Source organism: Streptomyces sp. GD-15H, from assembly GCF_045291515.1.
In the GTDB taxonomy this organism is placed as follows: domain Bacteria; phylum Actinomycetota; class Actinomycetes; order Streptomycetales; family Streptomycetaceae; genus Streptomyces.
Genome location: NZ_CP149447.1, coordinates 5,855,697 through 5,878,394, shown reverse-complemented (window position 1 = coordinate 5,878,394; position 22,698 = coordinate 5,855,697). Strand labels below are relative to the sequence as shown.

Genomic DNA, 22,698 nt, shown 5'->3' with positions numbered 1-22,698 from the left:
CGGCAGAGTCGGACGTGAGGAGGAAACCGGTGACCACCGCTGGACCGCCCGTGAAGGGCCGCGCCACCAGGCAGCGGGCCGCTGTGGCGGCTGCGCTCCAGGATGTCGACGAGTTCCGCAGTGCGCAGGAACTGCACGACATGCTCAAGCACAAGGGCGACTCGGTGGGGCTCACCACGGTGTACCGCACCCTGCAGTCCCTCGCCGAAGCCGGCGAGGTCGACGTGCTGCGGACCGCCGAAGGTGAGTCCGTCTACCGCCGCTGCTCCACCGACGATCACCACCACCACCTGGTCTGCCGCACCTGCGGCAAGGCGGTAGAGGTCGAGGGCCCGGCCGTGGAGACCTGGGCGGAGGCCATCGCCGTCGAACACGGCTACGTCAACGTGGCCCACACGGTGGAGATCTTCGGCACGTGCGCGGCGTGCGCGGCGGCCGGCCACGACGACTGAGGCCACGGCGGCGGCAGGCTCAGGGCAGCATGTCGCCGCGATTCACGCAGTGGTAGGAGCCGTCGTCGTTCCGCCCCACGCTGTCGTGGGACCAGCAGTGCAGCATCGGCGCGAGCGTCCAGATCCGCACCGCCATGAGAACACCGAGGACGACGACGGCCCCCCGCCCCGCGTACGACCGCCGCCCGGCCAGCGCCAGTCCGCCGGCGGCGAGCAGCGCCGCGAACACCAGCAGGTACACGGCAACCGGCGCCAGGTTCTCCCGCAACCCCGGGAACGACTCCATTTCCACCGTGCTGCCGAAGCCCAAGAGCACGGCGAACCCCGCGCAGGCGAAGACGGCGGCCGCCGCGCACCCGCGGGCGGCGCGGGCGGTCGTCATACGCGGGAGAGGTGACGGTCGAGCAGGGCCCGCAGGCGCTGTGCGTCCTCTTCGCCGCGCAGGCTGCGCATGGGCAGCACCTCCAGCACCAGGATGTTCGGGTCGCGGCTGAGCAGCACCAGATGGTCGCGGGTCTCGCGGTAGCCGCGGAACAATGACCAGCGCTGCACCAACGTGGTGTGCTCGGTCTCGACCGTGATCCCGGCGTCGGTCACCGTGGTGCGGTACTCGCCCTGCCATGAGATGGTCCGGAACACATGGTTGGCCTGGATGCGGGGGGTGCCCCAGGTCAGGACCGCGGTCAGCAGGGAGAGGGCGGCCAACGGCGCGGCGTCCGCTCCTCCGAACGCGGTGAACGCGGCGAACCCGGCGAACAGCACGGCGAACGTCCACCGCACCGGCGCCAGCCGGCGAATGCGGTCGCGGACCTGGATGGCCCGGAGGATGTCGGTGCGTGTCGGTCGGAAGGCCGACTCGACGGCGTCGCTGTCCTGCATGATGTCCCGCCCCTGGTGAACCATGGGCGGGACCCTAACGTCCCCCGGCCCGGCGTCAGCTGTCAGGCTGCTCGCCCTCCATGGCCAGCAGTTCCTCGTTCGGGATCGCGCCGCCGAAACGCCGGTCGCGGGAGGCGAACTCGAGGCACGCCCGCCACAGGTCCCGGCGGTCGAAGTCCGGCCACAGGACGTCCTGGAAGACCATCTCGGCGTAGGCGCTCTGCCACAGCAGGTAGTTGGACGTACGCTGCTCACCGCTCGGCCGCAGGAACAGGTCCACGTCCGGCATGTCCGGGTAGTACAGGTAGTTCTGCAGGCTCTTCTCGGTGATCTTGGCCGGATCGAGGCGGCCCGCCTTCACGTCCTCGGCCATCGCCCGCGCCGCGTCGGCGATCTCGGCGCGGCCGCCGTAGTTCATGCAGAAGTAGAGCGTGAGCCGGTCGTTGTCCTTGGTCTGCTCCTGGGCGATCTGGAGCTCCTTGGCCACCGACTTCCACAGTTTGGGCATCCGGCCCACCCAGCGCACCCGCACCCCGAGTGCGTCGAGCTCGTCACGGGACTTGCGGATGAAGTCCCGGTTGAAGTTCATCAGGAAGCGCACCTCCTCCGGCGAGCGCTTCCAGTTCTCGGTGGAGAAGGCGTACAGCGAGATAGAGCCGACGCCCATCTCGATCCCGCCCTGGAGCACGTCCAGCACCCGCTCGGCGCCGACCTTGTGGCCCTCGGTGCGCGGCAGGCCCCGCTCCTTGGCCCAGCGGCCGTTGCCGTCCATGACGATCGCCACGTGCTTGGGGACCAGCTCACCGGGGAACTTCGGCGGCCGCGCGCCGGAGGGGTGCGGTTCCGGCGTCCTGTACTCCCGGCGCTGACGCCCCAGGAACCCGCGTACGGCCATGTGCTTCCTCGTCTCCCTCTAGCTGGTACTGCTGTGGGTTCTGGTTACTTCTCGACGTACCGCAGTGAGCGCAGCCCGCGTTCCAGATGCCAGTGCAGGTAGGCGGACACCAGCCCGCTCCCCTCCCGGACGTACCGCTCCTCGCACGCGTCCGCGGTCTCCCAGTCTCCCGTCAGCAGCGCGCCGAGCAGTTCCAGGGCCTCCGGCGAGGGTACGACGCTGCCGGGCACCCGGCAGTCGACGCAGACGGAACCGCCGGACGCGACCGAGAAGAACCGGTTCGGTCCGGGCATCCCGCACTTCGCGCAGTCCCCGAAGCTCGGGGCGTAGCCGTTGACGGCGAGGGAGCGCAGCAGGAACGCGTCGAGGACGAGATGCGGTGCGTGCTCGCCGCGGGCGAGGGTCCGCAGGGCGCCGACGAGCAGCAGATACTGCTGCACGGCCGGCTCGCCCTCCTGGTCGGTGAAGCGCTCGGCGGTCTCGAGCATGGCCGTTCCGGCCGTGTAGCGGGGGTAGTCGGTGACGATCCCCCCGCCGTACGGCGCGATGGTCTCGCTCTGCGTGCACAGCGGGAGGCCGCGCCCGATCAGCTCGCTCCCCTTGGCGAAGAACTGCACGTCCACGTGCGAGAACGGTTCGAGGCGGGCACCGAACTTGGACTTCGTCCGGCGCACGCCCCTCGCCACGGCGCGTACGCGCCCGTGACCGCGTGTGAGCAGCGTGATGATCCGGTCCGCTTCACCCAGCTTCTGGGTGCGCAGCACTACGCCGTCGTCGCGGAACAGACTCATGACCCCATTCTCGCGTACACGCGGGGCTCTTCCGTCACGCGGTCGGGCCTGTCCCGCGGACCGTGCCGGGCAGGCCCGTCGAGCGATCACTCGTGGCTCCGGCCGAAGCCGTAGGAGTACGTGTCGCCCGCCGCGTTCCGGTACGCGCCGTCTCGACGTGCTCCGGGGTCCGGCCCGTGCCGGACCCCGCGTCCCTGCGTCCCTGCGTCAGGGGAGCTTCCCCCGGCTGCGCGCGTCGGCGTACGCGGTCGCCGCGCGCAGCCGCTCGGCGGGGGTCGCCCGGCGCAGGGCGACCGGCTCCGCGTCCCACTCCCGGCCACCGCCGTACGGTCTCAGCTGGACGTAGGGCCCCTCATGCCCCATCACGATGCCGATCTTCTCGGTCCGGGTGTCCACGACGTACGCACCGACCGGCGGTTTCATCGCGCCGCCACGGCCATCGCGGCCGCGATCCGCCGTGCGGTCTCCACCGAGCACCGCCCCAGGTCGACGAGCGGACAGGGCGCCTCCCGCGCAAGACCCACCGGGTCCAACCCCAGTGACGGCAAGGTAATTCCGGTCTTCGCGAGTAACGCCCGCAACTCTTTCACCACTTCCTCCGCTTCTTCGACGCAGAACTCCGAGTGTTGCGCCTTCACCCTGATCCCCTTCTTTTCGGCATTCACGCTTCCGATCCTTAAGGTGCCCGCCGGAACCTGCACTCGGAAGAGGTTTGCGCCCTACAAGTAAGGCGCTGCGCAAAGCGGTTGAGAAAGGGGCCAGCAATGGCCAACGGTTCACGCCAAGCGGCATGGGAGTTCTTCGGCACGGAACTGAAGCGACGCCGGGAGGAGTCGGGGTTCACACAGGTGGAGCTGGGGACGCGGGTGTTCGCGTCCGGGGGCTACATCGGCCAATTCGAACAGGCCACCCGCAAGTCACCATTGGACGTGACCCAGCGCATCGACGAGACGCCGCAAACCGACGGTGTTTTCGAGCGGTTGTGCAGGAAGCTGATCGACGATCGCCGGTATGCGGACTGTTTCGCCAAGGCAGCCGAGCTGGAGACGCCGGCCACAAGGATCTGCGAGTTTGCGCCGGCGCTGGTTCCCGGACTGTTGCAGACAGCGGCTTATGCGCGGGCGGTCACGCTGGCCAGGAATCCCTTCGCGCGGGATGAGTCGGTCGACGAAAAGGTGTCGGGACGCATCGAGCGCGGGCGCATCCTCAAGGACACGACGCGGCCGATGTACTGGGTGATCCTGCACGAGAACGTGCTGCGCCTCCCGGTAGGCGGACCAACAGTCATGGCGGAGCAACCGGAGCACGTCGCGGGGCTCGCGCGAGAGCGGTCGGCGCCGGCGCAGGTACTGCCGTACACGGCTGGGTCGTATGCCGTGATGACCGGCTCACTCAAGCTCATGGAGTTCGAGGACGCACCGCCAACCGCCTATACAGAAGCCGTGTATTCGGGGAGCCTGCTGGACGATCCGGCCGTGGTGCCACGAGCCCGATCGGCATACGATCTGCTGAGGGCGGACGCACTGCCACCGGAGGCGTCCCTGACCCTCATCGAATCGGCGGCGGAGGGCCTCAGCCGATGCGCGAGTACGACCTGGGCAAGGCACGCTGGCGCAAGAGCAGCCACAGCGACGGCAGCGGCGGAGACTGCGCCGAGATCGCGTACGACTTCCCAGGGCCGCCCACTGGCGCAAAAGCACCTACAGCGGCGGAAGCGGAGGCGAGTCCTGCCTCGAAGTCGCCGACGGCGTCCCCGGTGCAGTCCCCGTCCGGGACAGCAAAGCGGCCGGCGGGCCCGTGCTGATGGTCGGGGCGGTGGCCTGGACGGAGTTCATGGGCGCCGTCGACTCCACCGGCGAACGCACCGCCGGGGACCGGTAGCACCGCTAGGGCACGGTGGCTGCCGTCCTGGGGGCACTGGCGAGCCGCAGGCCTAACTCCACGAGGGCCCAGCCGAGGCGGGCCCGGAGGGCCCGGGGGTGTCCGACGGAGGCGGCGATACGGTAGGCGTCGGCCTGCGCGCGGAGTTCGGCGTCGCGGAGGTGGTGCAGCGCGTGGTGGGTCTGGGAGTGCATCGGGCGGCCTCTCAGTCCGTTCAGTCCGTGCGGACGGGGATGACGTGCGTGTGAATGCGCACCTGCCCGGTGTCCTGGGCGCCGTCGCCGGGGGCCAGGGCTCGGTAGCTCTTCACGAGGTCGTGCATCTTGCCGGTGAGTTCGCGGGCGAGTTCGGGGGTGAGGCTCAGCGTCCAGTCGCTCATGTCCGAGGAGCGGTTCCACTGCTCGGACCAGTCGTGGCGGGTGCCGAGCCAGGTGGCGAGTTCTTGGGTGTGGGTGTTCGCGACCTCGTGCATGAACAGGTCGGCGGCGCCGCGCACCTCGGGGTCATGGTCCTTGAGCAGCGACTGGTCGAGCCACACGCCCTGGTGGACCGCCTGCCACCACCGCTCCCGCCCCTTGCCGCGCTCCGGCGCGTCCTCGACGAAGCCGTGCGCGGCGAGCTGGCGCAGGTGGTAGCTGGTGGCGCCGCTGGACTCACCCAGTTTCGCGGCCAGTTGTGACGCGGTGGCCGGTCCTCCGCGCCGCAGCGCGTTCAGCAACCGCATACGCAGCGGATGCGCGAGCCCGCGCAGCGAACGGGCGTCGAGACTGTGGAGTTGCGCGTCCTGTGGGTCCTGGGAACCGTCCATGACACAAACGGTAGCGCTCCAAAGAACCCGTTGCAACGCTTTCTTTGCAACGGGTTCTTTGGAGGCCCGCGTTCCCACGATGCCGTTCACGTCGTGCGCGGGTACGCCCTGTGAGGATGTGGCGCAGTTGCGCACGATCGGTTCAATTCACGCGTGTGCGGGTAGAGCCGTCAAGACGGACGAATGCGCCATGGAGTGCCACCCATCTCCCGCCTCTGACCGGGCTGTTGGTCCGACGTAAGGATGAACTGGCAATGACGCCGTTGGCATGACGTTTCGGCGGGGGTACCACCGAGGCGGGCTCCGGGGCGGTCTCCTGTGAGGTAGGACCGACATCCCTTGGAGACCCACGTGACCGCCTCCGCTCACGAGTACGGCACCGACCGTGCCTTCGTCGACCCTTACGCCCTCGACGGGAGCGGCTTCGGTGACTACCAGCTGACACCGCCGCGTCCCGGCGAACGGCTGGACATCACCATCGACCCGCAGGACCGGCGCCGTCTGGAGCTGCACGCGGCCCTGACCGCGGCCGGCATCCCGCCGCTGCCCGAGGACCGCGAGGCCATCGACAGACTCAGCGCCCTGCCGGGCAACATCAACAGCACGATCCAGCGCTGGCTGGCACACGCCCTCTGACCGACCCGGGGCGTACGGGAGGGCTGGCGTCGCCGGTCACGGTGTGCCTGGTGCCACCCCGCCGGCCGGCGACGTCATCGGCCCGGACTCCCGGATGCCGCGCTCAGCGAGAATCGTGGGCGGTCTCTGATCCTTCGGCGCCCCCGTCCTCGACACGCACTGATCCTCCCAGCGCGGGGGCTGCTGCAGGGGCCCGGGTGCCGCTGCCAAGGAGGCAGCCGATCGCGGCGGTGGCCGCTGCGGCTCCGGCTACGAGTAGCAGGACGTCGTGGCCCACGAGGGCAAGCAGGCCCGCCCCGGCAACCAGGGCAACCGCATTGGGGGCGAAGAGGAGGGTGTTGGCGGTGGCCGCCACTCTGCCCAGGAGATCACCCGGGGTTTCGCGTTGCACGGCAGTCATAGCCGCGATCAACACGCAGGGCAGCCCCGCGCCGATCATCGCGCTGGCGATCAGGACGACGGGCGCCGAGGGGACGACGCGCAGGGCGACGCCCAGCGCGAACAGCATGATGCCGGCCGCGGCGAAGCCCCGTTCGGGCATCCGCCGCAGCAGAGCACCGGAAAACAGCCCGATGACTACGGAGCCGATGCCCTGCACGGCGTAGAGCACCCCGGCGAAGGCGGGCGGACGGTGCAGGCCGGCGTCGACCACGGCATACACCGACGCCCCGTTCAGCCCGGCCACGCCCATAGTGGCGGCCCCGGCCAGCACCAGGCGCCACAGAGCCGGTTGATGTCGTAGACAACGGATTCCCTCGGCAACCTGGGCACTCCATTTTTGGGCTTTGGCCGGGCGGGGCGCGGGTTCGGACACGCGTATGAGGGTGAAAGCCATGGCGGCAAGCACGAAGGTGACCGCGTCCAGCAGGGCCACTGCTGTGCCGCCGAACTGGACGAACAGAAGCGCTCCCAGAAGTGGGGCGACCAGTTTCATGCCCTCGTTCGCCGTCATCCGCAGGCCGTTGAAGTCACCGCGCAGTGTCTCCGGTACGACGGTGGCCACCAATGCGGCCTCCGCCGCGTCCAGCAGGACCGAGCTGATGCCGTACACGGTCAGCACAGCGAACAGGATCCAGATCTGGTCGCTGGAGTGGACGGCGAGAAGCGGCAGCAGCACCATGGCCATGCCGAGATTGGTCCAGATCAGCAACGGCCGCCGCCGCGCGCGGTCGGCCAGCGTGCCGATCACCGGGCCGAGCAGGATGGGCGCCCATACGCAGAAGGTCGTCAAGGCGGCCAGACTGTCCGACCCGGTGAGCGACTTGGTCCACACACCGGCTGCCAGGGACATGGCAGAGCTGCCGAAGCCCGAGACCACCACACCGCTCAGGTAGAACACCACATTGCGGTCGCGTAAGACCCGTCCCCCGCCCCAGCCCATCCCGTTGCCCCTTCCGCCGCCACGAAGACCCAGGCGTCCCCCGCCCGGCGTACGGAGAGCATTGTGCCCGCGGCACACTCCCCGCCGGGGCTCGCGGATCGGGCAGAGGCGGCAGGCCCTCTGCCCGGCCGGCGGCCCGACCAGCACGAGCGCGGCCGGCCACCACCCGACCACCGCCCAGGGCACGGCGCGCCCCACCATGCACGTGTCCTTACGGCCCCCATGACATCGTCTCCCTCCGCCCGGTCGGCCTGAATCGCTTCCGGACTCCCGGCGCGGGAGGACCGATACGTCGGACGCGAGAGCGAGTTGACCGGTACTGCGGAGGGTGGCGCGGGGGGCGGGTCACTCCCCGGGGAGTGACGGACGGTGCGGCGGATCAGGCCCTGTCGACCATCCAGGTGCCGTCCTCTTCGTCGTCGACCCGCACCTCCAGTTCGCGCAGGCTCATGCCGGCCGCCCAGAGATCCCTGAAGCGCTTCATCCGGTCCTGGACGTGGTCCTGGCGCGCGATGAGCCGGGTTCTGACGTTGACGTCGCGCAGGTCCTGGTCGATCTCGAAGGACACCGTCTCGTCGTAGACGATGAAGTCGTTGGTGGTGCCGCGCAGCAGGTGCGGCGGCAGTTCCGGCAGAACCGCCACGCGCACCTCGATGTGCAGCACTTCCTGTTCCTCGCAGAGCCGCAGCAGCCGGTCGTCCAGTTCCCGCGCGCTCTCCAGCAGGAACAGCCGCCGCACCGGCACGCCGTGCTCGTCGATCGCCTCCTGCTGTGCGCGGAGGTAGCGGCTGGCGGGCTCGCTGTTCCAGAACTCCCGGTCGACGGAGGTGCTGGTGGCGCAGATGGAGTGCTCCGCGGCATGGGTGAGGGTGAGCATCCAGTCGTGGTTCTCGCCCGGACACTCCACGCTCAGCGTGGTGAGATCCGTCATGTACCCGATCACCCGGACCATCTCCAGGCGGACGAAGGTGGAGAGGATCGGGGGTCCGGGCGCCAGGACCTCGGCGAAGTCCGTGGCCAGGTCGGGTACCGCGCCGATACGGACCCGTTCCGGTGCGGGATTGCGCTCCGTGTCCCGGTCCACCACGACGAGATGGTTCGCGACGAGTTGCCGCATGTCCTCGGTGCGCCGGGTCAGGCCGCCCTGCGGATCGTCGTGGCGCCGCAGACCGTTCCGTACGGTGGCGGCGGTCTCAGCCGACGCGTCTTCCGCGCGCCGGTCCCGTCCCTCCGTCTTTCGGGCCGGGCCGAGGATGTGCTGGACGGCCACCGCGGCGACGGCGCAGAGTCCGGCGGCGGCGAGCTGCCGTAACAGACCGTCCTCCGGGCTCAGCAGCGCCGCGACGCCCCAGGCGAGGAGGCCGAGGACGAGGCCGACCAGCAGTCCACTCGTCCACGGGGGCGCGGCGGCCTCCCGGTCCAGCTCGTCCGCCGCTGGGCAGGCCGGTGCACTGTCCCGGTCGAGTGGCGTGCGGGACGGGCCCCGCGGGTCGGGGATCGTCCGATGGTCCGCGCGATCGGGCGTGCCGGGCGGGCCCACCGTGTCGTCGTGCTGGGATGACTCTGCCGTGCTCATCTCGCTTCACCCCCGGTTGGGATGCGCTTCGGTTCGGGATGCGGTGATGTGCGTGTGGGGCTGGTCGGGGCGCTTTGGACTGGTGGGCGTCCTGGAGTATCGGGTCAGGGAGCCGGCTCCGCCTCCCGGTACGGCGAGGGAATCGCGTGCAGGGTGAGCTGGTCGCGGATGCGCTGCACCAGCGCCTGCCACTGCCGGGTGAAGCCGGGGTGTTCTTCCAGTACGTCCCAGAGCTGGGCCAGCTCCTTCCCCACGCGGGCCCGTGGCATCCACAGGTGCAGCAGGTGGTCGACGGCGGGCCGCAGTGCCGTGACGACGGCGGGGCGGTCCTCTTCCGGTCCCCACTGCGGCCGGGCGGGCGGTGCCCCGGCCCCCAGACGGATGCCGTCCAGGATGCGGACCACGGTGGTGAGCAGCCAGTCGTGCAGGGCGAGATCGTCGCAGAGCCCGGCGATCTCATCGCTGGGGGTTCCCTCGGGCACTCGGAGCCTCAGCGTGCGCAACTCGTCCTCGGCGAGGGTGAACCGCTCGATGGACGGACCGTCGTCGCGGTCCGCGGGCAGGGCCACCCAACGGAGCCGGGTGGGACGGGACCTGAGGGGCGGTCGCTGGTCCAGCAGGGGGTGACGCAGGAGTCGGGTGAGCAGCCCGCCGGCGATCAGCCCGACGTCGAGTTCGCCGTGCCGCCCGCCGCTCAGCAGGCCCTGGGCCACCGCTTCGTGGGGCAGCTTTCCGAACGGCTCGACCACTCCGGGCCGCACCAGGTAGTGGCCCCACGGCCGCCGTCGGTCGGGGCCTGCGGCGGTGGCCCGAAAGTACGCGGAGCTCTGCAGGACGCGGCCCTCGGTGAGCGAGGCCCGCGCGACGACCGTGCCGACCGCACGGACTCTGGCGCCGTTGGAGCTGGGGACGGGGCAGTCGATGCCGGTGAGGGTGTCGGGCGAACGGCCGTAGAGGTTGGGGCGCTCGGAGAGCAGGACGCGTTCGTCGGCGCGCAGTCCGAGGAGCTGGGCGGCGGCCCGGCTGTCGAGGGCCTGCAGGGCGGGCAGCAGACAAGTACGGACCTCGCCGCAGGCGAGGACGACACGCGGTGCGGACTCACCCGGCCCCATCTCAAGGCCCCGCGTAGAAGACGTAGGAGACCCGGTCGGCCACCGAGTCGGGAACGGTCGTTTTCTCGCGGGCGGACCGTTCGGCGACCTGGCGCAGTGCTCCCGGGGCCACCTCGGTCTGGTCGAGGATCACGCGAACGGCGTGTTCGACGGGCAGGAACCGGTTGGGCAGCACCGAGCAGGTCCGGTAGGCGGCGAACGGGTCGGCCCCGGGGTTGAGCCGGACCAGCGCGGGCAGTTCGTCCCAGTCCTCGGGGAAGCCGGAGGCGGTGTGCGGGTGGGGGACGAGGACGGCCTCGCCCTCGTTGCGCAGGAGTCCGAGGCGGGCGAGTTGCCACACCGCGGCGAGGAAGGGGCAGGACCAGGTGCGGTGTCCGTCGGAGGCGTCGTTCCACAGTTCGACGTCCAGGAAGACGGAGTGGCGGCGGGCGGCGGTCTCCCGGGGCGGCTGCCAGGCGGCGGCCTGCTTCATGGCCTGCGGGGCGCGCACGGCGGGGCTGCGCTCGCCGTTGGCCAGCCAGCCGGTCTGCGCGGCCGGCGGGCGGATTCCATAGCTGCCGGGTGGCGGTTCCTCGACGAGGCGGCCTGCCACCGCCTCCGCGACCGGTGCCTTGCCGGCGACCGCGCAACCGGACTCGCGGGCCAGGTAGTCGACGACGAGACCGGCCCGCTCGGCCTCCGCCAGCAGCATGGGGACGACTTCGGTGGGGCTGGAGAAACGGGTGAAGTAGTCGTCGATCAGGAAGCAGGTGCTGATCCGGGGGCGTTTGCCGCCGGTCGCGGCGGCCGCGGCGGCGCGTGCCGCCTCCGCCCAGGGGCGTACCCGGCCGAAGTGTTCCCTCAGGTGTTCGGGACCGGCCTCGAAGTCCTCCATGTAGAGGTGGCCCAGCTCCAGGGAGAGGTGCGACAGGGGCACCGCCTGAGTGCGTGGCTCGGCTGTGGTCTCGCGGAACACCGCGTCCGTCATGGCCGCCCCCAGCAGGAGTCGTCGGTCAGGCGTCGTGCGATCTCCTCCAGCGCCTCCAGTGTCTCCTTGTTGGCGATCTGGGTGGAGAGCACGTCCTCTTCCGTGATCAGCTGTTCGCGCCACTGCAGGATGGGCTCCAGCGGTACGACGCCGAGCACCACGCTGTCGCCGACCCGGTGCTCCGCCGCGAGCCGGCGCAGCGCCTCGTCGCAGGACTGCATCCAGGCGGCCTGGGCGGGCGAGCCCTGGGCCCACAGCGGCGAGTCCGGATCGGGTACGGCGGCCCGTACGAAACGGATGGCGCCCCGCAGTGCCTCCTCGTCGTGTCCGCGGTCGACACCGCCCCTGACGATGCCGTGGTCCTTGTGGACGAGTCCGGCGGCGGCGACCACGTGCTGCCGGGTCCAGCGGTGGAAGACAAGCCAGCGGAAGGGGACGTGACGCATCTGGGGATGGGCCGTCGCCGCGAGGACCATGTCGACGGCGTAGCTGCGGCCGGCGCTGAGATCCACGACGGTCAGGTCGAACTCGCTGTTCAGCCGCAACAGGAGGTCGACGCATCGCTCCAGGGCGTCCTCGCCGGTGGCGAACTCTCCGCCGCCGGCGTCGCCGGGTAACAGGACCAGGCGGCCCGACTGGTTCGGCCGGGCGCGCAGTCGGGGGTGCTCGGTCTGCCGCCAGACGTCGATCCTGGCAGGCTCCGTGATCTCACCTTCGAGGTAGGAGTGCAGGCCCCGCTCCTCGGTGCCGCGCATCGCGCCCGGAACGTCGAAGACGGCGGCGGCGGTCGGTGAGCCGAAGTCGAAGTCGACGTACGCCACGTGATCGCCGGTGAGGGCGCGCTGGTAGGCAAGGTTGGCGCTGGTGACCGAGCGACCGGTGCCTCCTTTGTCGGAGGCGGCGAAGACGAGCACGATTCACACCTCCTGTGCGGCGGCGCCCCGGGCCTGGGCCAGGGTGTCGAGTTCCTGGAGCACGGGCAGGGCCAGCGCGAAAGCGGTCGCGGGTCGTTCGTCGACCAGGCTGCGGGCACGGTCCAGCCGGCTCTCGATGCTCCGCATGGCCCGGCCGCGGCTCCCGTCGGCGGTGGCCGAGGCCTCCAGTTGTTCCTTGCCGAACAGATGGGTGGCCTCGCTGAGCAGCTCACGGGCCAGCTGGGCGAGTTCGGGACTGCGGATGGGCTGCTGCTCGTACAGGTTGCGCGCGGCGACCAGACACTCGGTGACGCGTTCGGTGATGCTCCAGGAGAGGCGCCGGCTGACGCGTGAGTCCGGGAAGACGGCCCGCGCGTTGTCCCAGAGGCCGGCCCCTCGCCCTCCTCGATCCGCCGGTTCCACAGGTGCTCGAACACCTGCTCGCCCAGGCGCAGCAGACGGTCCTGTGCGTCGACGTTCCGGGAGAGCTCCGCGAGCTGGATGATCCGCTTGAGGAGTTGTGCCGAGAAATCGGTCATCCGCCACTGCAGCGGCCCGCCGGACCGTTCCGATCCGGCGAGTGGCATGGTGACCCCGGGGTTGTGCAGCCCGACCGTGGGATCGTTCCTGGTCATACGGCTGGTGACCCGGCCGCGGTCGGCGAGGCGCTCCATGACGGAGACGGTGCGGGTGAGGTCGTCGTCGGTGGCTTTCCGGCGGACCAGGTCGTGGACGAGGATGGCCGCGACGGTCAGGGAGAAGTACTCCGACTCCAGCCGCAGGCCGGTGGTCTGCCAGGGGAGGTCCTCCAGGGGCCAGCGCTCGGCGCCGAATCGGGCGATGGCCGACCAGTACTGCTGACTGAGTTCCCAGCGCAGGCGTAAGGCCTCGGCGAGTTTCTGCTGGTCGGCGTCGAGCAGCCCCAGGGTGAGGGTGCGCTCGGAGAACAGGTCCTGGATACCGTCCAGGGCGACCACGGTGAAGTACACGTAGGGCAGCCGATCGGCGATGCCGTCGGGCTGGCCGGGTACCTGGACGCTCAGGTCGGTGACGGTCGGCGCGTCCTTCACCACGCTCCAGGCCCAGCCGCACTCGAAGAGCTGGCTCTCGTCCCGGATGCTCTCGTCGACCTGGATGCCGCGGCTGAGGCTTTCGATGATCGTGGCGCGCAGCGGCCGGAACCGGCGGGAGAACTGCTGGAGTACGGCCCGGTCGGACTGTCCGCCCTGTCCGATGACCTGGATCAGCCGCCGGCCCTGTTCGGACTCGGCGTCGAAGACGTTGACGGTGAAGGAACGCAGCAGGCTGATCATCGCGGCGGTCAGCCTGCTCCTGGTGGCCTCTCTCAGCTCACCGACCGCCTTGCGCATCTCGGGACGGGTGGTGGTGTTCTCGTAGACCTTGAGGAATCCCAGGGTGGCGAGGCAGAGCGTGACGGACATGGAGTAGGAGTCGACGACGCCCAACTGGCTCTGTCCGTGAGTGAGTTCCCCCTGGGCATCATCCGGCTTGAAGTAGTGCCCACCGGCGAAGGTGGGACTCTCGTCCGGCCCTGTGTGGGTGCGCATGAACTGGGCCAGCGCGGTGATCAGGTTGGGAGGGATCTCCAGCCGGCTGCCGAGCCGCTCCAACGCGCCCAGGACGTCCCGCTCAGTGGTGTCGGGCTGGTCGAGGCGGAACGCGGGAACCTCGGTGGCGGGGTACAGCAGGCAGAGCAGCCGTTCCGCGTCCGCGACGCTGCTCAGCCCGTCGGTGTCCCCCCAGACGAGTTTCCCGTCGTCGAACGAATGGCGGGCCGCGGCTCGCCAGATGTCCAGCAGATGCTGCCGCGGCTTGATCTGCATCCCCGCACCCCTCGTACAGATCTCGTTGCCCTGTGTTCAGACATGGTCCCCATTCCTACGGGGCGGCAATCGCCGAATTCCGCCGACCCAGCGCGAGAATCATTCCCTCGTGACCCGACCGCACCATGTGGTGCAGATCGTGGATTTCCAACTCAGCGGTGAACGGTTCCAGGCTCGCCCGTACCCGGTCCTCGTTCACCCGGTAGGCCGGGTACCAGTGTTCGCCGACGCGGTATCCGACGGACTCCTTCATGAACGCGGCGGCGAACGGAGCTCCCTCGTTCAGCACATCCATGAAGCACCGCACGCCTCGCCGGAACTCGTCGGGACACTCGGACATCGAATCGGCGACGAAGAACATCGTCCCGATGTCCCAGCGGCGCTGTCCGTCGAGGTCCAGCAGGTTGGCCCGCTCCACGCGGACGATCTCACCGAACCGGTTCCTCGGCTCGAGGTCGCGATAGGCGTCCGCCTCGCGCAGTACGTCCCAGAACCGGTCCCACACCGCGTCGTACCCCTCGGGAGACGCCTGCCTCTCCAGGTACTCGACGTTCGGACGCGCGTACTCGAGCAGGAGAAGCTTTTCGCACCAGGGCAACATGGACAGGGCCGGATAGAGATTGGCGCCGGCTCCGACGTCGACACCCCGCACGGAATCCGGAACGCCCCCGGCGAAGCAGCGGCTGAAATAGTCGCGCAGCAACCGGACGATCAGCAGATCGACTTCGAGCGGCGTGCGGTAGTTGAGGTCGACGTACACCTCTGGATCGAACTTCGACCACGGTGCGTCGGCATTGCGATCCATCATCACCCTGCCGTGTTCCATTCAGTGTCGGACAAGACCGTGTGCCCTGTGCGCGAGTCCCGGGGACGAAAGACGAAGAAGCGGCTCCGGTGCTCGCACCGTAGGCCAGAAAGGCACACGGAGACAGCCAGGAACCCGCCAGTCCTCCGTGGTCGGGCGCACGGCAGGCGCACGTCAGCACAGCTTGGGCGCACCCGAACTCGCCCTTGCAGGCGATGAATTGGCCACTCACTCTAGTCAGACGGGACCACCGGTCGCCACCAGTCGGCTTCATTCGTCCGGGTGAGGCACCGGTGTCTTGTCGCGTTGACGTCCGTATGTCCCGAATGGGGGTGGCATGACCGCCGAACCACTGGAGCGCGCTCCGGACCGCCACAAGCATCTCTCTCAGCCGGCACCGTTCCCGGACCCACGGCACCCGGTACTCCGGACGGCACGGGACTCCGACCTCCCTGAGTTGCGGCGACTCGACGAGGAGGTGTTCCAGGAGGTCGCCTACCCCGCGTTCCTGCTGCGTCAGCTCTTCGACATGTACGCCGAGCACTTCCTGGTCCTCGACGACGGCGAGGGCCGCCTGTGCGGCTATGTCCTGGCCGCCACCACGGCGCTCAGTCACGACAGTTGGATCCTCGGCCTGTGCGTGACCGAGGACAGCCGCCGTCACGGCCTGGGCCGGGAGCTGATGGTGGAGGTCCTCGCCCGCCTGCGCCAAAGCGGAGTCGAACAGGTCCGGCTGACCGTGGAACCGGCCAACCGTGCCGCGATACTGCTCTACGGCTCCTTGGGCTTTCGGCCCGAACAGCCGGACAGGGGCCTGCGCCGGGACTACTTCGGCCCGGGTGAGGATCGCCGGGTGATGCGCCTCGGACTGTCCCGAAGCCTCTGACCAGCCGCCTCCTACGACGGTGTCCGGGCCGCTGTCAGGAGGCGGGTCACGTCGTCCGAGCAGATGGTGAGGGCGGCGCCCACGGTGGCCAGCGCGTCGCGTTCGGCGGGGGTGTAGGGGCCGTCGGCGAGGGCGATGCGAGCGCCGCCCAGGAGGATCGACTCACGGCCCAGGGCGGCGAGGTGCGGGGCCAGCGGGTCGAGGGCCTCGTGCAGTTCGATGGCGAGGCCCGCCGTGCAGGGCTCGCCGGTGAAGTGGCCGGTGTCGGCGGCCAGCGCCTCGACGAGCGCGGCCAGTTGGTCCTCGGTGCAGTCGTCGAAGCCGGCCGCGCGGACGGCGGCGACGGCGGTCTCCAGGGACGCGCGCGAGCAGGTGCCGGCGGCCAGCACCGCGAGGGCGACGGTGTGCACGGCGCCGCGGAGCATCGCGGAGAAGCGGGTGGTGGTGGGGTGGTCCAGGACGTCGGTGCCGAAGTGGCGGCGACAGGCCGCGCATTCGACGACCGGGCCGGTCGCGCCGCGCGGCACCACGGGCACGCCGAGGAGGGCGAAGCGGCGCTGTCCGGTCAGCCGTTGGTAGTTGCGGTCGCCGCCACAGCCGGGGCAGAAGAACTCCCCGTCGCCGACGGCCGTCCACGCGGTCCGGGTGCCCAGCAGGCGCGAAAGTCTGGTGACAACGGCACGGCCGTCGGGTCCCCGTCCTGGCAGCACGTCGCACCTCCACATCGCCCCGGCCTCATCGCCGCGCTTGCGTGATGTTAGCCACATCGAAGAGTCTTCGTCAGCACCCTGACGAGACCTTTCCGTGACCCGCACAGTGATTGGCCGGTAAACGACGGGGCCCCGCCCGCCGGAAATGGCGGACGGGACCCTCGGACCCCTCGGAGCGGCCGGTCAGCGGGCGGCCCGGTTGACGGCCGAGACGACCGCCTTCAGCGAGGCACGCGTGGTGTTCGCGTCGATTCCGATGCCCCACAGGACCTTCTCGCCGATGGCGCACTCGATGTAGGAGGCGGCCTGCGCGGAGGCGCCTTCGCTCATCGTGTGCTCCTGGTAGTCGAGCAGGCGTACGTCGATGCCGAGGGAGTGCAGGGCCTCGAAGAACGCGGAGATCGGGCCGTTGCCGCTGCCGGTCAGCACGGTGGGCTCACCGTCGACGGTGGCCTCGACGGTGAGCGTGTCGACGCCGTCGTGGTCGGTGGTGGACTGGCCGTTCTTGACCTGGACGCGGCCCCAGGCGTTGTCCGGGTTGGGCAGGTACTCGTCCTGGAACACCGACCAGATGTCGGCCGGGGTGACCTCGCCGCCCTCGGCGTCCGTCTTGGCCTGGATGATCTTCGAGAACTCGATCTGCATGCGGCGCGGCAGGTCCAGCTTGTGGTCGTTCTTCAGGACGTAGGCGATACCGCCCTTGCCGGACTGCGAGTTGACGCGGATGACGGCCTCGTAGGAGCGGCCGACGTCCTTGGGGTCGATGGGCAGGTACGGCACCGCCCACTCGAGGTCGTCGACGGTGACGCCCTTGGCGCTCGCGTCGGCCTCCATGGCGTCGAAGCCCTTCTTGATGGCGTCCTGGTGGGAGCCGGAGAAGGACGTGTAAACCAGGTCGCCCACGTACGGGTGGCGCGGGTGGACCTCCATCTGGTTGCAGTACTCCCACGTACGACGGATCTCGTCGATGTCGGAGAAGTCGATCTGCGGATCGACGCCCTGGGAGAACAGGTTCATGCCCAGGGTGACCAGGTCGACGTTGCCGGTGCGCTCGCCCTGCCCGAACAGGCAGCCCTCGACGCGGTCGGCGCCGGCCATCAGGGACAGCTCGGCGGCGGCCACGGCCGTACCGCGGTCGTTGTGCGGGTGGACGGACAGGCAGACGTACTCGCGGCGGGACAGGTTGCGGCCCATCCACTCGAAGCGGTCGGCGTGGGTGGAGGGGGCGGAGCGCTCGACGGTCGCCGGCAGGTTGAGGATGATCTCGCGGCCCGGACCGGGCTGGTAGACGTCCATCACCGCCTCGCAGACCTCCAGCGCGAAGTCCAGTTCGGTGTCGGTGAAGATCTCGGGACTGTACTGGTAGCCGAAGTGCGTTTCCGAGCCCAGCAGCTTCTCCGCGTACTCCACGACCAGGCGGGTGCCGTCGACGGCGATCTGCTTGATGTCGTCCTTGGAGCCGCGGAAGACGACCCGGCGGAAGACCGGCGCGGTGGCGTTGTACAGGTGCACGGTGGCGCGGCGGGCGCCCTTCAGGGACTCGACCGTACGCTCGATCAGGTCCTCGCGGGCCTGGGTCAGTACGGAGATCGTGACGTCCTCGGGGATGGCGTCCGGGTCCTCGATGATGGAGCGCACGAAGTCGAAGTCGGTCTGGCCGGAGGCCGGGAAGCCGACCTCGATCTCCTTGTAACCCATCTTGACCAGCAGGTCGAACATCGCGCGCTTACGGGCGGGCGACATGGGGTCGATCAGGGCCTGGTTGCCGTCGCGCAGATCGGTGGAGAGCCAGCGGGGGGCGATGGTGATCCGGTTGTCCGGCCACGTCCGGTCGGGGATGTCGACCTGCTCGTAGCGGCCGTACTTGTGGATCGGCATGGAACTGGGCTGCTGGCGGTTGGCCATGGTGCGTGGGCTCCTCGAGGGTCCGCGGTGCTCCGGAGCGAGTCCGGAAAGAGACGGCCGACGGCGCAGCGCCAAACTCCGCGGGGAGGGGGTCGGCCTACTGCAGACCCTCACCGCGGCAGCTAAGGAGAAGCAGCCCGAAACGCATGATGCCGCGCAGCTTAACCGAGACACAGGCCCGTGCGAGCGTCCGTATCAGTATGCGGGACCAGGGGGAGGAACAGGACAAAAAGTGCCGTATACCACTTCAGGGTGACCGATCGCAGGGATCGACCACACTTTTCATCAATCATGGTTACGGAAGGCGACACATGCGTCACACAGTGCGAGGGTGCCGGTCATGACCACCAACGGGGGCTTCGGGCCCGTCTTCTGCACCATCGTTCCGCCGCACGTCCTCGACCGGCTCGCGCAGGCCGAGGACCCCGCGCTCGCCGGACCCGCCCGCCGCACCCTCCAGCGCGACGCCTACGAGCGCACCCGGCGCCGTCTGACCACGGTCGTCGGCGCCGCCGCCGTCGCCCCGCTCGCCGGGGCCGAGTCCGGCAAGCCGCACCGCACCGTCCACGACGCCCGGCACGGCACGAAGCTGCCGGGGACGGCGGTCCGCCGGGAGGGCGAGGAGCCCGGCAAGGACGCCACCGTCAACCGCGCCTACGCGGGCCTCGGCGCCACCTTCGAACTCTTCCTCAAGGCGTTCTCCCGCGACTCGATCGACGGCGCCGGGCTGCCGCTGGTCGCGACCGTGCACTACGACCGCGACTACAACAACGCCTTCTGGAACGGCGATCAGATGGTCTTCGGCGACGGGGACGGCGAGATCTTCCTCGACTTCACCATCCCCATCGACGTCATCGGCCACGAACTCGCGCACGGCGTCACCCAGTACACCGCCAACCTGGACTACTTCGGCCAGTCCGGCGCGCTCAACGAGTCGGTGTCGGACGTCTTCGGCGCCCTGATCAAGCAGTACACGCTCGGCCAGACCGCCACCGAGGCCGACTGGCTGATCGGCGCGGGGCTGCTCGCCCCGCGGGTCACCGGCAAGGCACTGCGCTCCATGAAGGAGCCGGGGACCGCGTACGACGACGACGTCCTCGGCAAGGACCCGCAGCCCGCGACGATGGACGACTACGTCCGCACCGGCCGCGACAACGGCGGCGTCCACATCAACTCCGGCATCCCCAACCACGCCTTCTACCTCGCCGCCACCGCCCTCGGCGGGCACGCCTGGGAGCGGGCGGGGCAGGTCTGGTACGACGTGCTGACCGGCGGCGAGCTGACGCAGGACGCGCAGTTCACGGACTTCGCGACGCTGACGGTGGAGGCGGCGCGGGCCCGGTTCGGGGAGGGCGAGGAGCTGCGGGCGGTGTCGAAGGCCTGGGGGCGGGTGGGAGTACCGGCCCCGTAGCGGCAGCGGCAGTAGTGGCGGAGTGGTAGCGGTGTGGGCGTCGCGTCCGTTTTCGTACTAGACAGGAACCATGCGTATTCAGGTGCGGCGCACGGGCGGCTTCGCGGGCATCGAGCGGCAGGCCGAGGTGGACACCTCGGGACGGGCTGACGCCTCCGAGTGGCACGCCCTGGCCGAGCGGGTCGTGACCGCCGGCCGGGCACACCGCCGGTCGGGGTGGCGGACGGCTTCAGCTACCGGATCACGGTGGACGGGCGGTCGGTGTACTGCGCGGACCCCCGGCTGACCGAGGAACAGCGCACGCTGATCAGCAGAGTGCTCAAGGAGGGCGCGTAGCGGCCTTTCCCCGCAGGGGCGTCGACTTGGGTCGCGGTCGGTGCGGATGATCTGCGAGGGTGTCGACGACCAGGCCCGTATCGTCGTCCTCGACCGTGGTGTCCGCGCCCCGCACCGGGCGTCGGAGGTCGGCGTGGAGCTACCTACGAAGCTACTTCGAGTGGGCGGAGGGCTACACCCACCGCAGGTGCCGCACGCCCAGCGTCTCTGATACCGCCGCCGCGTCAGAACCCCAGTCGCCGCAACTGCTTCGGATCCCGCTGCCAGTCCTCGGCGACCTTCACGTGCAGGTCCAGGCCGCATCAATGTGCGGCTACCGCCGCGCGGCCGGGGTGCCGAGGAACGCCCCGGCCTGCCTGCGGGACCCGATGCCGACCCCCTTCAGGCGCACACCGAAACACCCCCCCGCGTCAGAACCCCAGTCGCCGCAACTGCTTCGGATCCCGCTGCCAGTCCTTGGCGACCTTCACGTGCAGATCCAGGAAGACGGGGGTGCCGAGGAGGGCCTCGATCTGCTTGCGGGACTTGATGCCGACGTCCTTCAGGCGCTTGCCCTTGGGGCCGATGACGATGCCCTTCTGGCTGGTGCGCTCGATGAACAGGTTGGCGTGGATGTCGAGGAGGGGCTTGTCGGCGGGGCGATCCTCGCGGGGCAGCATCTCCTCCACGACCACGGCGATGGAGTGGGGCAGCTCGTCGCGGACGCCCTCCAGGGCGGCCTCGCGGATCAGCTCCGCCACCATGATCTGCTCGGGTTCGTCCGTCAGGTCGCCCTCGGGGTAGAGGGCGGGGCCCTCGGGCATCAGCGGGATCAGGAGGTCGGCCAGCAGGTCGACCTGCTTGTTCGCGGTCGCCGACACCGGGACGATCTCCGCCCAGGTGATGCCCAGCTCCAGGCCCAGCTGGTCGACGGCGATGAGCTGCTCGGCCAGTGTCTTGCCGTCCACCAGGTCGGTCTTGGTGACGATGGCGACCTTCGGGGTCTTCTTGACCCCGGCCAGCTCCTTGGCGATGAAGCGGTCACCGGGGCCGAGCTTCTGGTCCGCGGGAAGGCAGAAGCCGATCACGTCGACCTCGGCCCAGGTGGTGCGGACCACGTCGTTCAGCCGCTCGCCGAGCAGCGTGCGCGGCTTGTGCAGGCCGGGGGTGTCGACGAGGATCAGCTGCGCCTCGGGGCGGTGGACGATGCCGCGCACGGTGTGCCGGGTCGTCTGCGGCCGGTTGGAGGTGATCGCCACCTTCTGCCCGACCAGAGCGTTCGTGAGGGTGGACTTGCCCGCGTTGGGGCGGCCCACGAAGCAGGCGAAGCCGGCCCGGTGGACAGCTTCGGCGGGCCGCTCGGATGACTGGGTACGAACACTCATGCCGCCCATTCTCCCTGATCCCCGGAGCCCCGCCGTACCATCCGCTCGCGGGGAGGGGCCGGACACCCGGTGAGGTGCCCGGCCCGGCGGAGGCGGGGAGTCAGTCGAAGACGAACGGGCCCGGTGACTGCGGACCGTCGGCCGTGCACGTAAGGGTGAGGAAGCCGAAGACGGTCATCTTCAGCGAGCCGCCGTACGCCTCCAGGCTGTCGCCGGAGGCCACGGTGCCGTCGAGCGGACCGACCGAGAGGGAGTCGCCGACCGCCATGGCCGGGTTCTTCGTGCCGGAGAACTCGACGGTGCCGCCGTTGCCGTTCACCAGGGTGAGGGTGGAGTCGATCGAGTCCTGGCCGAGGGCGACGGGTGCGGTGAACGCGGAGGTGCTGAGGGTCATGGTGTGGCGGCCGTGCCGTTCTGGGTCGCCGTGAGGGTGGCCTCACCGCCGCCGAAGCTGCCGCAGTCGGCGGTGATCGTCGCCGTCCCGGGGGCGACGGCGGCGGCGGGGGCGAAGGCGAGCCCGCAGGCCGCCAGGGCGGCGACCAGGGACGCGCCGGTACCGATTCGCTTGCCTCTCATGGAGTCCGGTTCCCTTTACGTGGGGGGAAGTGCTCGGCAGCGGGAGCGGTCACGCCGCACGAGACGAAGGGGTCCGACGGACCGCTTCTGACGGTCCGTCGGAACAACGGTTCCATTGATGCGCGGGAGGCGAGGGAGCGGCGAGATGGAAATCCGGCCTATTTACCGCCGGTAACACCCCACGGGCGGGTGCCCGGCAGGGGAGGTCATCCCGCGGTGAGTGTCTCCCGGACCGTCCCGTCCGGGCCGGCCAGCAGCACCGGGGTTTCGGGGCCGCCGAGGTCCCGTACCGCCGCGAGGTCCGCGGCCGGTACCGACTCCTCCGTCGTCACCACGGCCGCGGCCTCCAGTGACTTCGCCCCGGACGCCACCGCCATCGCCACCGCCGTCTGCAGGGCGGTCAGCCGCAGGGAGTCCAGGGCCACGGTCCCCGCGACATAGGTTCGCCCGTTCTCGTCCCGTACGGCGGCCCCCTCGGGCACACCGTTACGGGCCCGCGCGGAACGGGCCAGGGTGACGATCTTGTGGTCCTCGGGGTCGAGCACGCTGCTGTCGGTCATGGACCTGAG

General features: G+C 70.0%; 23 protein-coding genes and 5 pseudogenes. 8 read left to right on the top strand and 20 right to left on the bottom strand.

Going from position 1 to position 22,698, the window contains the following annotated elements:
- Positions 1-29 precede the first annotated feature (29 nt).
- On the top strand, positions 30-452 hold the full coding sequence (locus WJ438_RS27720) for a Fur family transcriptional regulator (protein WP_406727633.1): 423 nt from the start codon (positions 30-32) through the stop codon (positions 450-452).
- 19 nt (positions 453-471) lie between these two features.
- Here WJ438_RS27720 and WJ438_RS27715 read toward each other — a convergent pair whose 3' ends face one another.
- The 6 genes from WJ438_RS27715 to WJ438_RS27690 all read right to left on the bottom strand — a co-directional run bounded on the left by WJ438_RS27715 (position 472) and on the right by WJ438_RS27690 (position 3,655).
- On the bottom strand, positions 472-834 hold the full coding sequence (locus WJ438_RS27715; RefSeq protein ID WP_406727632.1) for a hypothetical protein: 363 nt from the start codon (positions 832-834) through the stop codon (positions 472-474).
- A complete protein-coding gene (locus tag WJ438_RS27710; protein WP_406727631.1) occupies positions 831-1,355 on the bottom strand; it encodes a YcxB family protein in 525 nt (174 codons plus the stop codon). Before WJ438_RS27710 ends, WJ438_RS27715 begins: the two co-directional genes overlap by 4 nt.
- A gap of 31 nt (positions 1,356-1,386) precedes the next feature.
- A complete protein-coding gene (locus tag WJ438_RS27705) occupies positions 1,387-2,226 on the bottom strand; it encodes an isoprenyl transferase (protein ID WP_406727630.1) in 840 nt (279 codons plus the stop codon).
- A gap of 44 nt (positions 2,227-2,270) precedes the next feature.
- Positions 2,271-3,017 (bottom strand): DNA repair protein RecO, encoded by a 747-nt coding sequence (gene recO, locus WJ438_RS27700; RefSeq protein ID WP_406727629.1) that lies wholly within the window; start codon positions 3,015-3,017, stop codon positions 2,271-2,273.
- Between the two features lie 207 nt (positions 3,018-3,224).
- Positions 3,225-3,440 (bottom strand): hypothetical protein, encoded by a 216-nt coding sequence (locus tag WJ438_RS27695; RefSeq protein ID WP_406727628.1) that lies wholly within the window; start codon positions 3,438-3,440, stop codon positions 3,225-3,227.
- The gene (locus WJ438_RS27690; RefSeq protein ID WP_406729829.1) at positions 3,437-3,655 is read right to left on the bottom strand and encodes a hypothetical protein; all 219 of its coding nucleotides are present in this window, start codon (positions 3,653-3,655) and stop codon (positions 3,437-3,439) included. The genes WJ438_RS27695 and WJ438_RS27690 overlap by 4 nt, the downstream gene beginning before the upstream one ends.
- A gap of 126 nt (positions 3,656-3,781) precedes the next feature.
- Here WJ438_RS27690 and WJ438_RS27685 point away from each other — a divergent pair.
- The 3 genes and pseudogenes from WJ438_RS27685 to WJ438_RS27675 all read left to right on the top strand — a co-directional run.
- A pseudogene (locus WJ438_RS27685) lies at positions 3,782-4,612 on the top strand (Scr1 family TA system antitoxin-like transcriptional regulator); the annotation flags it as partial.
- Positions 4,597-4,653: pseudogene (locus tag WJ438_RS27680) on the top strand (DUF397 domain-containing protein); the annotation flags it as partial. The pseudogenes WJ438_RS27685 and WJ438_RS27680, both read left to right, overlap by 16 nt.
- 11 nt (positions 4,654-4,664) lie before the next feature.
- Positions 4,665-4,898 (top strand): DUF397 domain-containing protein, encoded by a 234-nt coding sequence (locus tag WJ438_RS27675; protein WP_406729828.1) that lies wholly within the window; start codon positions 4,665-4,667, stop codon positions 4,896-4,898.
- A gap of 5 nt (positions 4,899-4,903) precedes the next feature.
- Here WJ438_RS27675 and WJ438_RS27670 read toward each other — a convergent pair whose 3' ends face one another.
- Together WJ438_RS27670 and WJ438_RS27665 are read right to left on the bottom strand one after the other, a co-directional pair.
- Complete coding sequence (locus WJ438_RS27670; protein WP_406727627.1) at positions 4,904-5,092, bottom strand: hypothetical protein; 189 nt, start codon at positions 5,090-5,092, stop codon at positions 4,904-4,906.
- A 20-nt stretch (positions 5,093-5,112) separates the two neighbouring features.
- A complete protein-coding gene (locus tag WJ438_RS27665; protein ID WP_406727626.1) occupies positions 5,113-5,706 on the bottom strand; it encodes an ArsR/SmtB family transcription factor in 594 nt (197 codons plus the stop codon).
- Between the two features lie 351 nt (positions 5,707-6,057).
- Between WJ438_RS27665 and WJ438_RS27660 the strand changes: the two genes are divergently transcribed.
- On the top strand, positions 6,058-6,342 hold the full coding sequence (locus WJ438_RS27660; RefSeq protein WP_406727625.1) for a hypothetical protein: 285 nt from the start codon (positions 6,058-6,060) through the stop codon (positions 6,340-6,342).
- Positions 6,343-6,445: 103 nt separating this feature from the next.
- Here WJ438_RS27660 and WJ438_RS27655 read toward each other — a convergent pair whose 3' ends face one another.
- From WJ438_RS27655 to WJ438_RS27625, 7 genes and pseudogenes are all read right to left on the bottom strand, one after another.
- Positions 6,446-7,723, bottom strand: a complete 1,278-nt coding sequence (locus WJ438_RS27655) for an MFS transporter (RefSeq protein WP_406727624.1) — start codon at positions 7,721-7,723, stop codon at positions 6,446-6,448.
- 379 nt (positions 7,724-8,102) lie between these two features.
- On the bottom strand, positions 8,103-9,299 hold the full coding sequence (locus tag WJ438_RS27650; protein ID WP_406727623.1) for a hypothetical protein: 1,197 nt from the start codon (positions 9,297-9,299) through the stop codon (positions 8,103-8,105).
- Between the two features lie 104 nt (positions 9,300-9,403).
- On the bottom strand, positions 9,404-10,411 hold the full coding sequence (locus WJ438_RS27645) for an SCO2521 family protein (protein ID WP_406727622.1): 1,008 nt from the start codon (positions 10,409-10,411) through the stop codon (positions 9,404-9,406).
- Between the two features lies 1 nt (position 10,412).
- Complete coding sequence (locus tag WJ438_RS27640; RefSeq protein ID WP_406727621.1) at positions 10,413-11,378, bottom strand: SCO2522 family protein; 966 nt, start codon at positions 11,376-11,378, stop codon at positions 10,413-10,415.
- The gene (locus WJ438_RS27635) at positions 11,375-12,292 is read right to left on the bottom strand and encodes an SCO2523 family variant P-loop protein (protein WP_406727620.1); all 918 of its coding nucleotides are present in this window, start codon (positions 12,290-12,292) and stop codon (positions 11,375-11,377) included. The genes WJ438_RS27640 and WJ438_RS27635 overlap by 4 nt, the downstream gene beginning before the upstream one ends.
- Positions 12,293-12,295: 3 nt before the next feature.
- A pseudogene (locus WJ438_RS27630) lies at positions 12,296-14,136 on the bottom strand (SCO2524 family protein).
- Positions 14,137-14,191: 55 nt separating this feature from the next.
- Complete coding sequence (locus tag WJ438_RS27625) at positions 14,192-14,944, bottom strand: SCO2525 family SAM-dependent methyltransferase (RefSeq protein ID WP_406727619.1); 753 nt, start codon at positions 14,942-14,944, stop codon at positions 14,192-14,194.
- Positions 14,945-15,278: 334 nt separating this feature from the next.
- Here WJ438_RS27625 and WJ438_RS27620 point away from each other — a divergent pair, with 334 nt between their 5' ends.
- Entirely contained in the window at positions 15,279-15,827 is a 549-nt protein-coding gene (locus tag WJ438_RS27620; protein WP_406727618.1) for a GNAT family N-acetyltransferase, read from the top strand.
- An 11-nt stretch (positions 15,828-15,838) separates the two neighbouring features.
- Here WJ438_RS27620 and WJ438_RS27615 read toward each other — a convergent pair whose 3' ends face one another.
- Together WJ438_RS27615 and leuA are read right to left on the bottom strand one after the other, a co-directional pair.
- On the bottom strand, positions 15,839-16,537 hold the full coding sequence (locus tag WJ438_RS27615) for a TerB family tellurite resistance protein (RefSeq protein ID WP_406727617.1): 699 nt from the start codon (positions 16,535-16,537) through the stop codon (positions 15,839-15,841).
- A gap of 183 nt (positions 16,538-16,720) precedes the next feature.
- A complete protein-coding gene (gene leuA, locus WJ438_RS27610) occupies positions 16,721-18,442 on the bottom strand; it encodes a 2-isopropylmalate synthase (RefSeq protein WP_406727616.1) in 1,722 nt (573 codons plus the stop codon).
- Positions 18,443-18,782: 340 nt separating this feature from the next.
- On the opposite strand from leuA, the gene WJ438_RS27605 reads away from it, so the two are divergent.
- Complete coding sequence (locus tag WJ438_RS27605) at positions 18,783-19,853, top strand: M4 family metallopeptidase (protein ID WP_406727615.1); 1,071 nt, start codon at positions 18,783-18,785, stop codon at positions 19,851-19,853.
- A 70-nt stretch (positions 19,854-19,923) separates the two neighbouring features.
- Positions 19,924-20,189: pseudogene (locus WJ438_RS27600) on the top strand (protealysin inhibitor emfourin).
- A gap of 410 nt (positions 20,190-20,599) precedes the next feature.
- Here WJ438_RS27600 and era read toward each other — a convergent pair.
- The 3 genes and pseudogenes from era to WJ438_RS27585 form a co-directional block, all read right to left on the bottom strand.
- Positions 20,600-21,553, bottom strand: a complete 954-nt coding sequence (era, locus tag WJ438_RS27595) for a GTPase Era (protein WP_406727614.1) — start codon at positions 21,551-21,553, stop codon at positions 20,600-20,602.
- 100 nt (positions 21,554-21,653) lie between these two features.
- Positions 21,654-22,129: pseudogene (locus WJ438_RS27590) on the bottom strand (hypothetical protein).
- A 206-nt stretch (positions 22,130-22,335) separates the two neighbouring features.
- Positions 22,336-22,689 (bottom strand): cytidine deaminase, encoded by a 354-nt coding sequence (locus WJ438_RS27585; RefSeq protein WP_406727613.1) that lies wholly within the window; start codon positions 22,687-22,689, stop codon positions 22,336-22,338.
- Positions 22,690-22,698: the final 9 nt, after the last annotated feature.

Excerpts from the sequence above, each read along its gene's own strand:
- WJ438_RS27715 (WP_406727632.1), bottom strand. The coding sequence starts at position 834 with ATGACGACCGCCCGCGCCGCCCGCGGGTGCGCGGCGGCCGCCGTCTTC.
- WJ438_RS27710 (WP_406727631.1), bottom strand. The coding sequence starts at position 1,355 with ATGGTTCACCAGGGGCGGGACATCATGCAGGACAGCGACGCCGTCGAG.
- WJ438_RS27705 (WP_406727630.1), bottom strand. The coding sequence starts at position 2,226 with ATGGCCGTACGCGGGTTCCTGGGGCGTCAGCGCCGGGAGTACAGGACG.
- recO (WP_406727629.1), bottom strand. The coding sequence starts at position 3,017 with ATGAGTCTGTTCCGCGACGACGGCGTAGTGCTGCGCACCCAGAAGCTG.
- WJ438_RS27695 (WP_406727628.1), bottom strand. The coding sequence starts at position 3,440 with ATGAAACCGCCGGTCGGTGCGTACGTCGTGGACACCCGGACCGAGAAG.
- WJ438_RS27670 (WP_406727627.1), bottom strand. The coding sequence starts at position 5,092 with ATGCACTCCCAGACCCACCACGCGCTGCACCACCTCCGCGACGCCGAA.
- WJ438_RS27665 (WP_406727626.1), bottom strand. The coding sequence starts at position 5,706 with ATGGACGGTTCCCAGGACCCACAGGACGCGCAACTCCACAGTCTCGAC.
- WJ438_RS27655 (WP_406727624.1), bottom strand. The coding sequence starts at position 7,723 with ATGGGCTGGGGCGGGGGACGGGTCTTACGCGACCGCAATGTGGTGTTC.
- WJ438_RS27650 (WP_406727623.1), bottom strand. The coding sequence starts at position 9,299 with ATGAGCACGGCAGAGTCATCCCAGCACGACGACACGGTGGGCCCGCCC.
- WJ438_RS27645 (WP_406727622.1), bottom strand. The coding sequence starts at position 10,411 with ATGGGGCCGGGTGAGTCCGCACCGCGTGTCGTCCTCGCCTGCGGCGAG.
- WJ438_RS27640 (WP_406727621.1), bottom strand. The coding sequence starts at position 11,378 with ATGACGGACGCGGTGTTCCGCGAGACCACAGCCGAGCCACGCACTCAG.
- WJ438_RS27625 (WP_406727619.1), bottom strand. The coding sequence starts at position 14,944 with ATGATGGATCGCAATGCCGACGCACCGTGGTCGAAGTTCGATCCAGAG.
- WJ438_RS27620 (WP_406727618.1), top strand. The coding sequence starts at position 15,279 with ATGACCGCCGAACCACTGGAGCGCGCTCCGGACCGCCACAAGCATCTC.
- leuA (WP_406727616.1), bottom strand. The coding sequence starts at position 18,442 with ATGGCCAACCGCCAGCAGCCCAGTTCCATGCCGATCCACAAGTACGGC.
- WJ438_RS27605 (WP_406727615.1), top strand. The coding sequence starts at position 18,783 with ATGACCACCAACGGGGGCTTCGGGCCCGTCTTCTGCACCATCGTTCCG.
- era (WP_406727614.1), bottom strand. The coding sequence starts at position 21,553 with ATGAGTGTTCGTACCCAGTCATCCGAGCGGCCCGCCGAAGCTGTCCAC.
- WJ438_RS27585 (WP_406727613.1), bottom strand. The coding sequence starts at position 22,689 with ATGACCGACAGCAGCGTGCTCGACCCCGAGGACCACAAGATCGTCACC.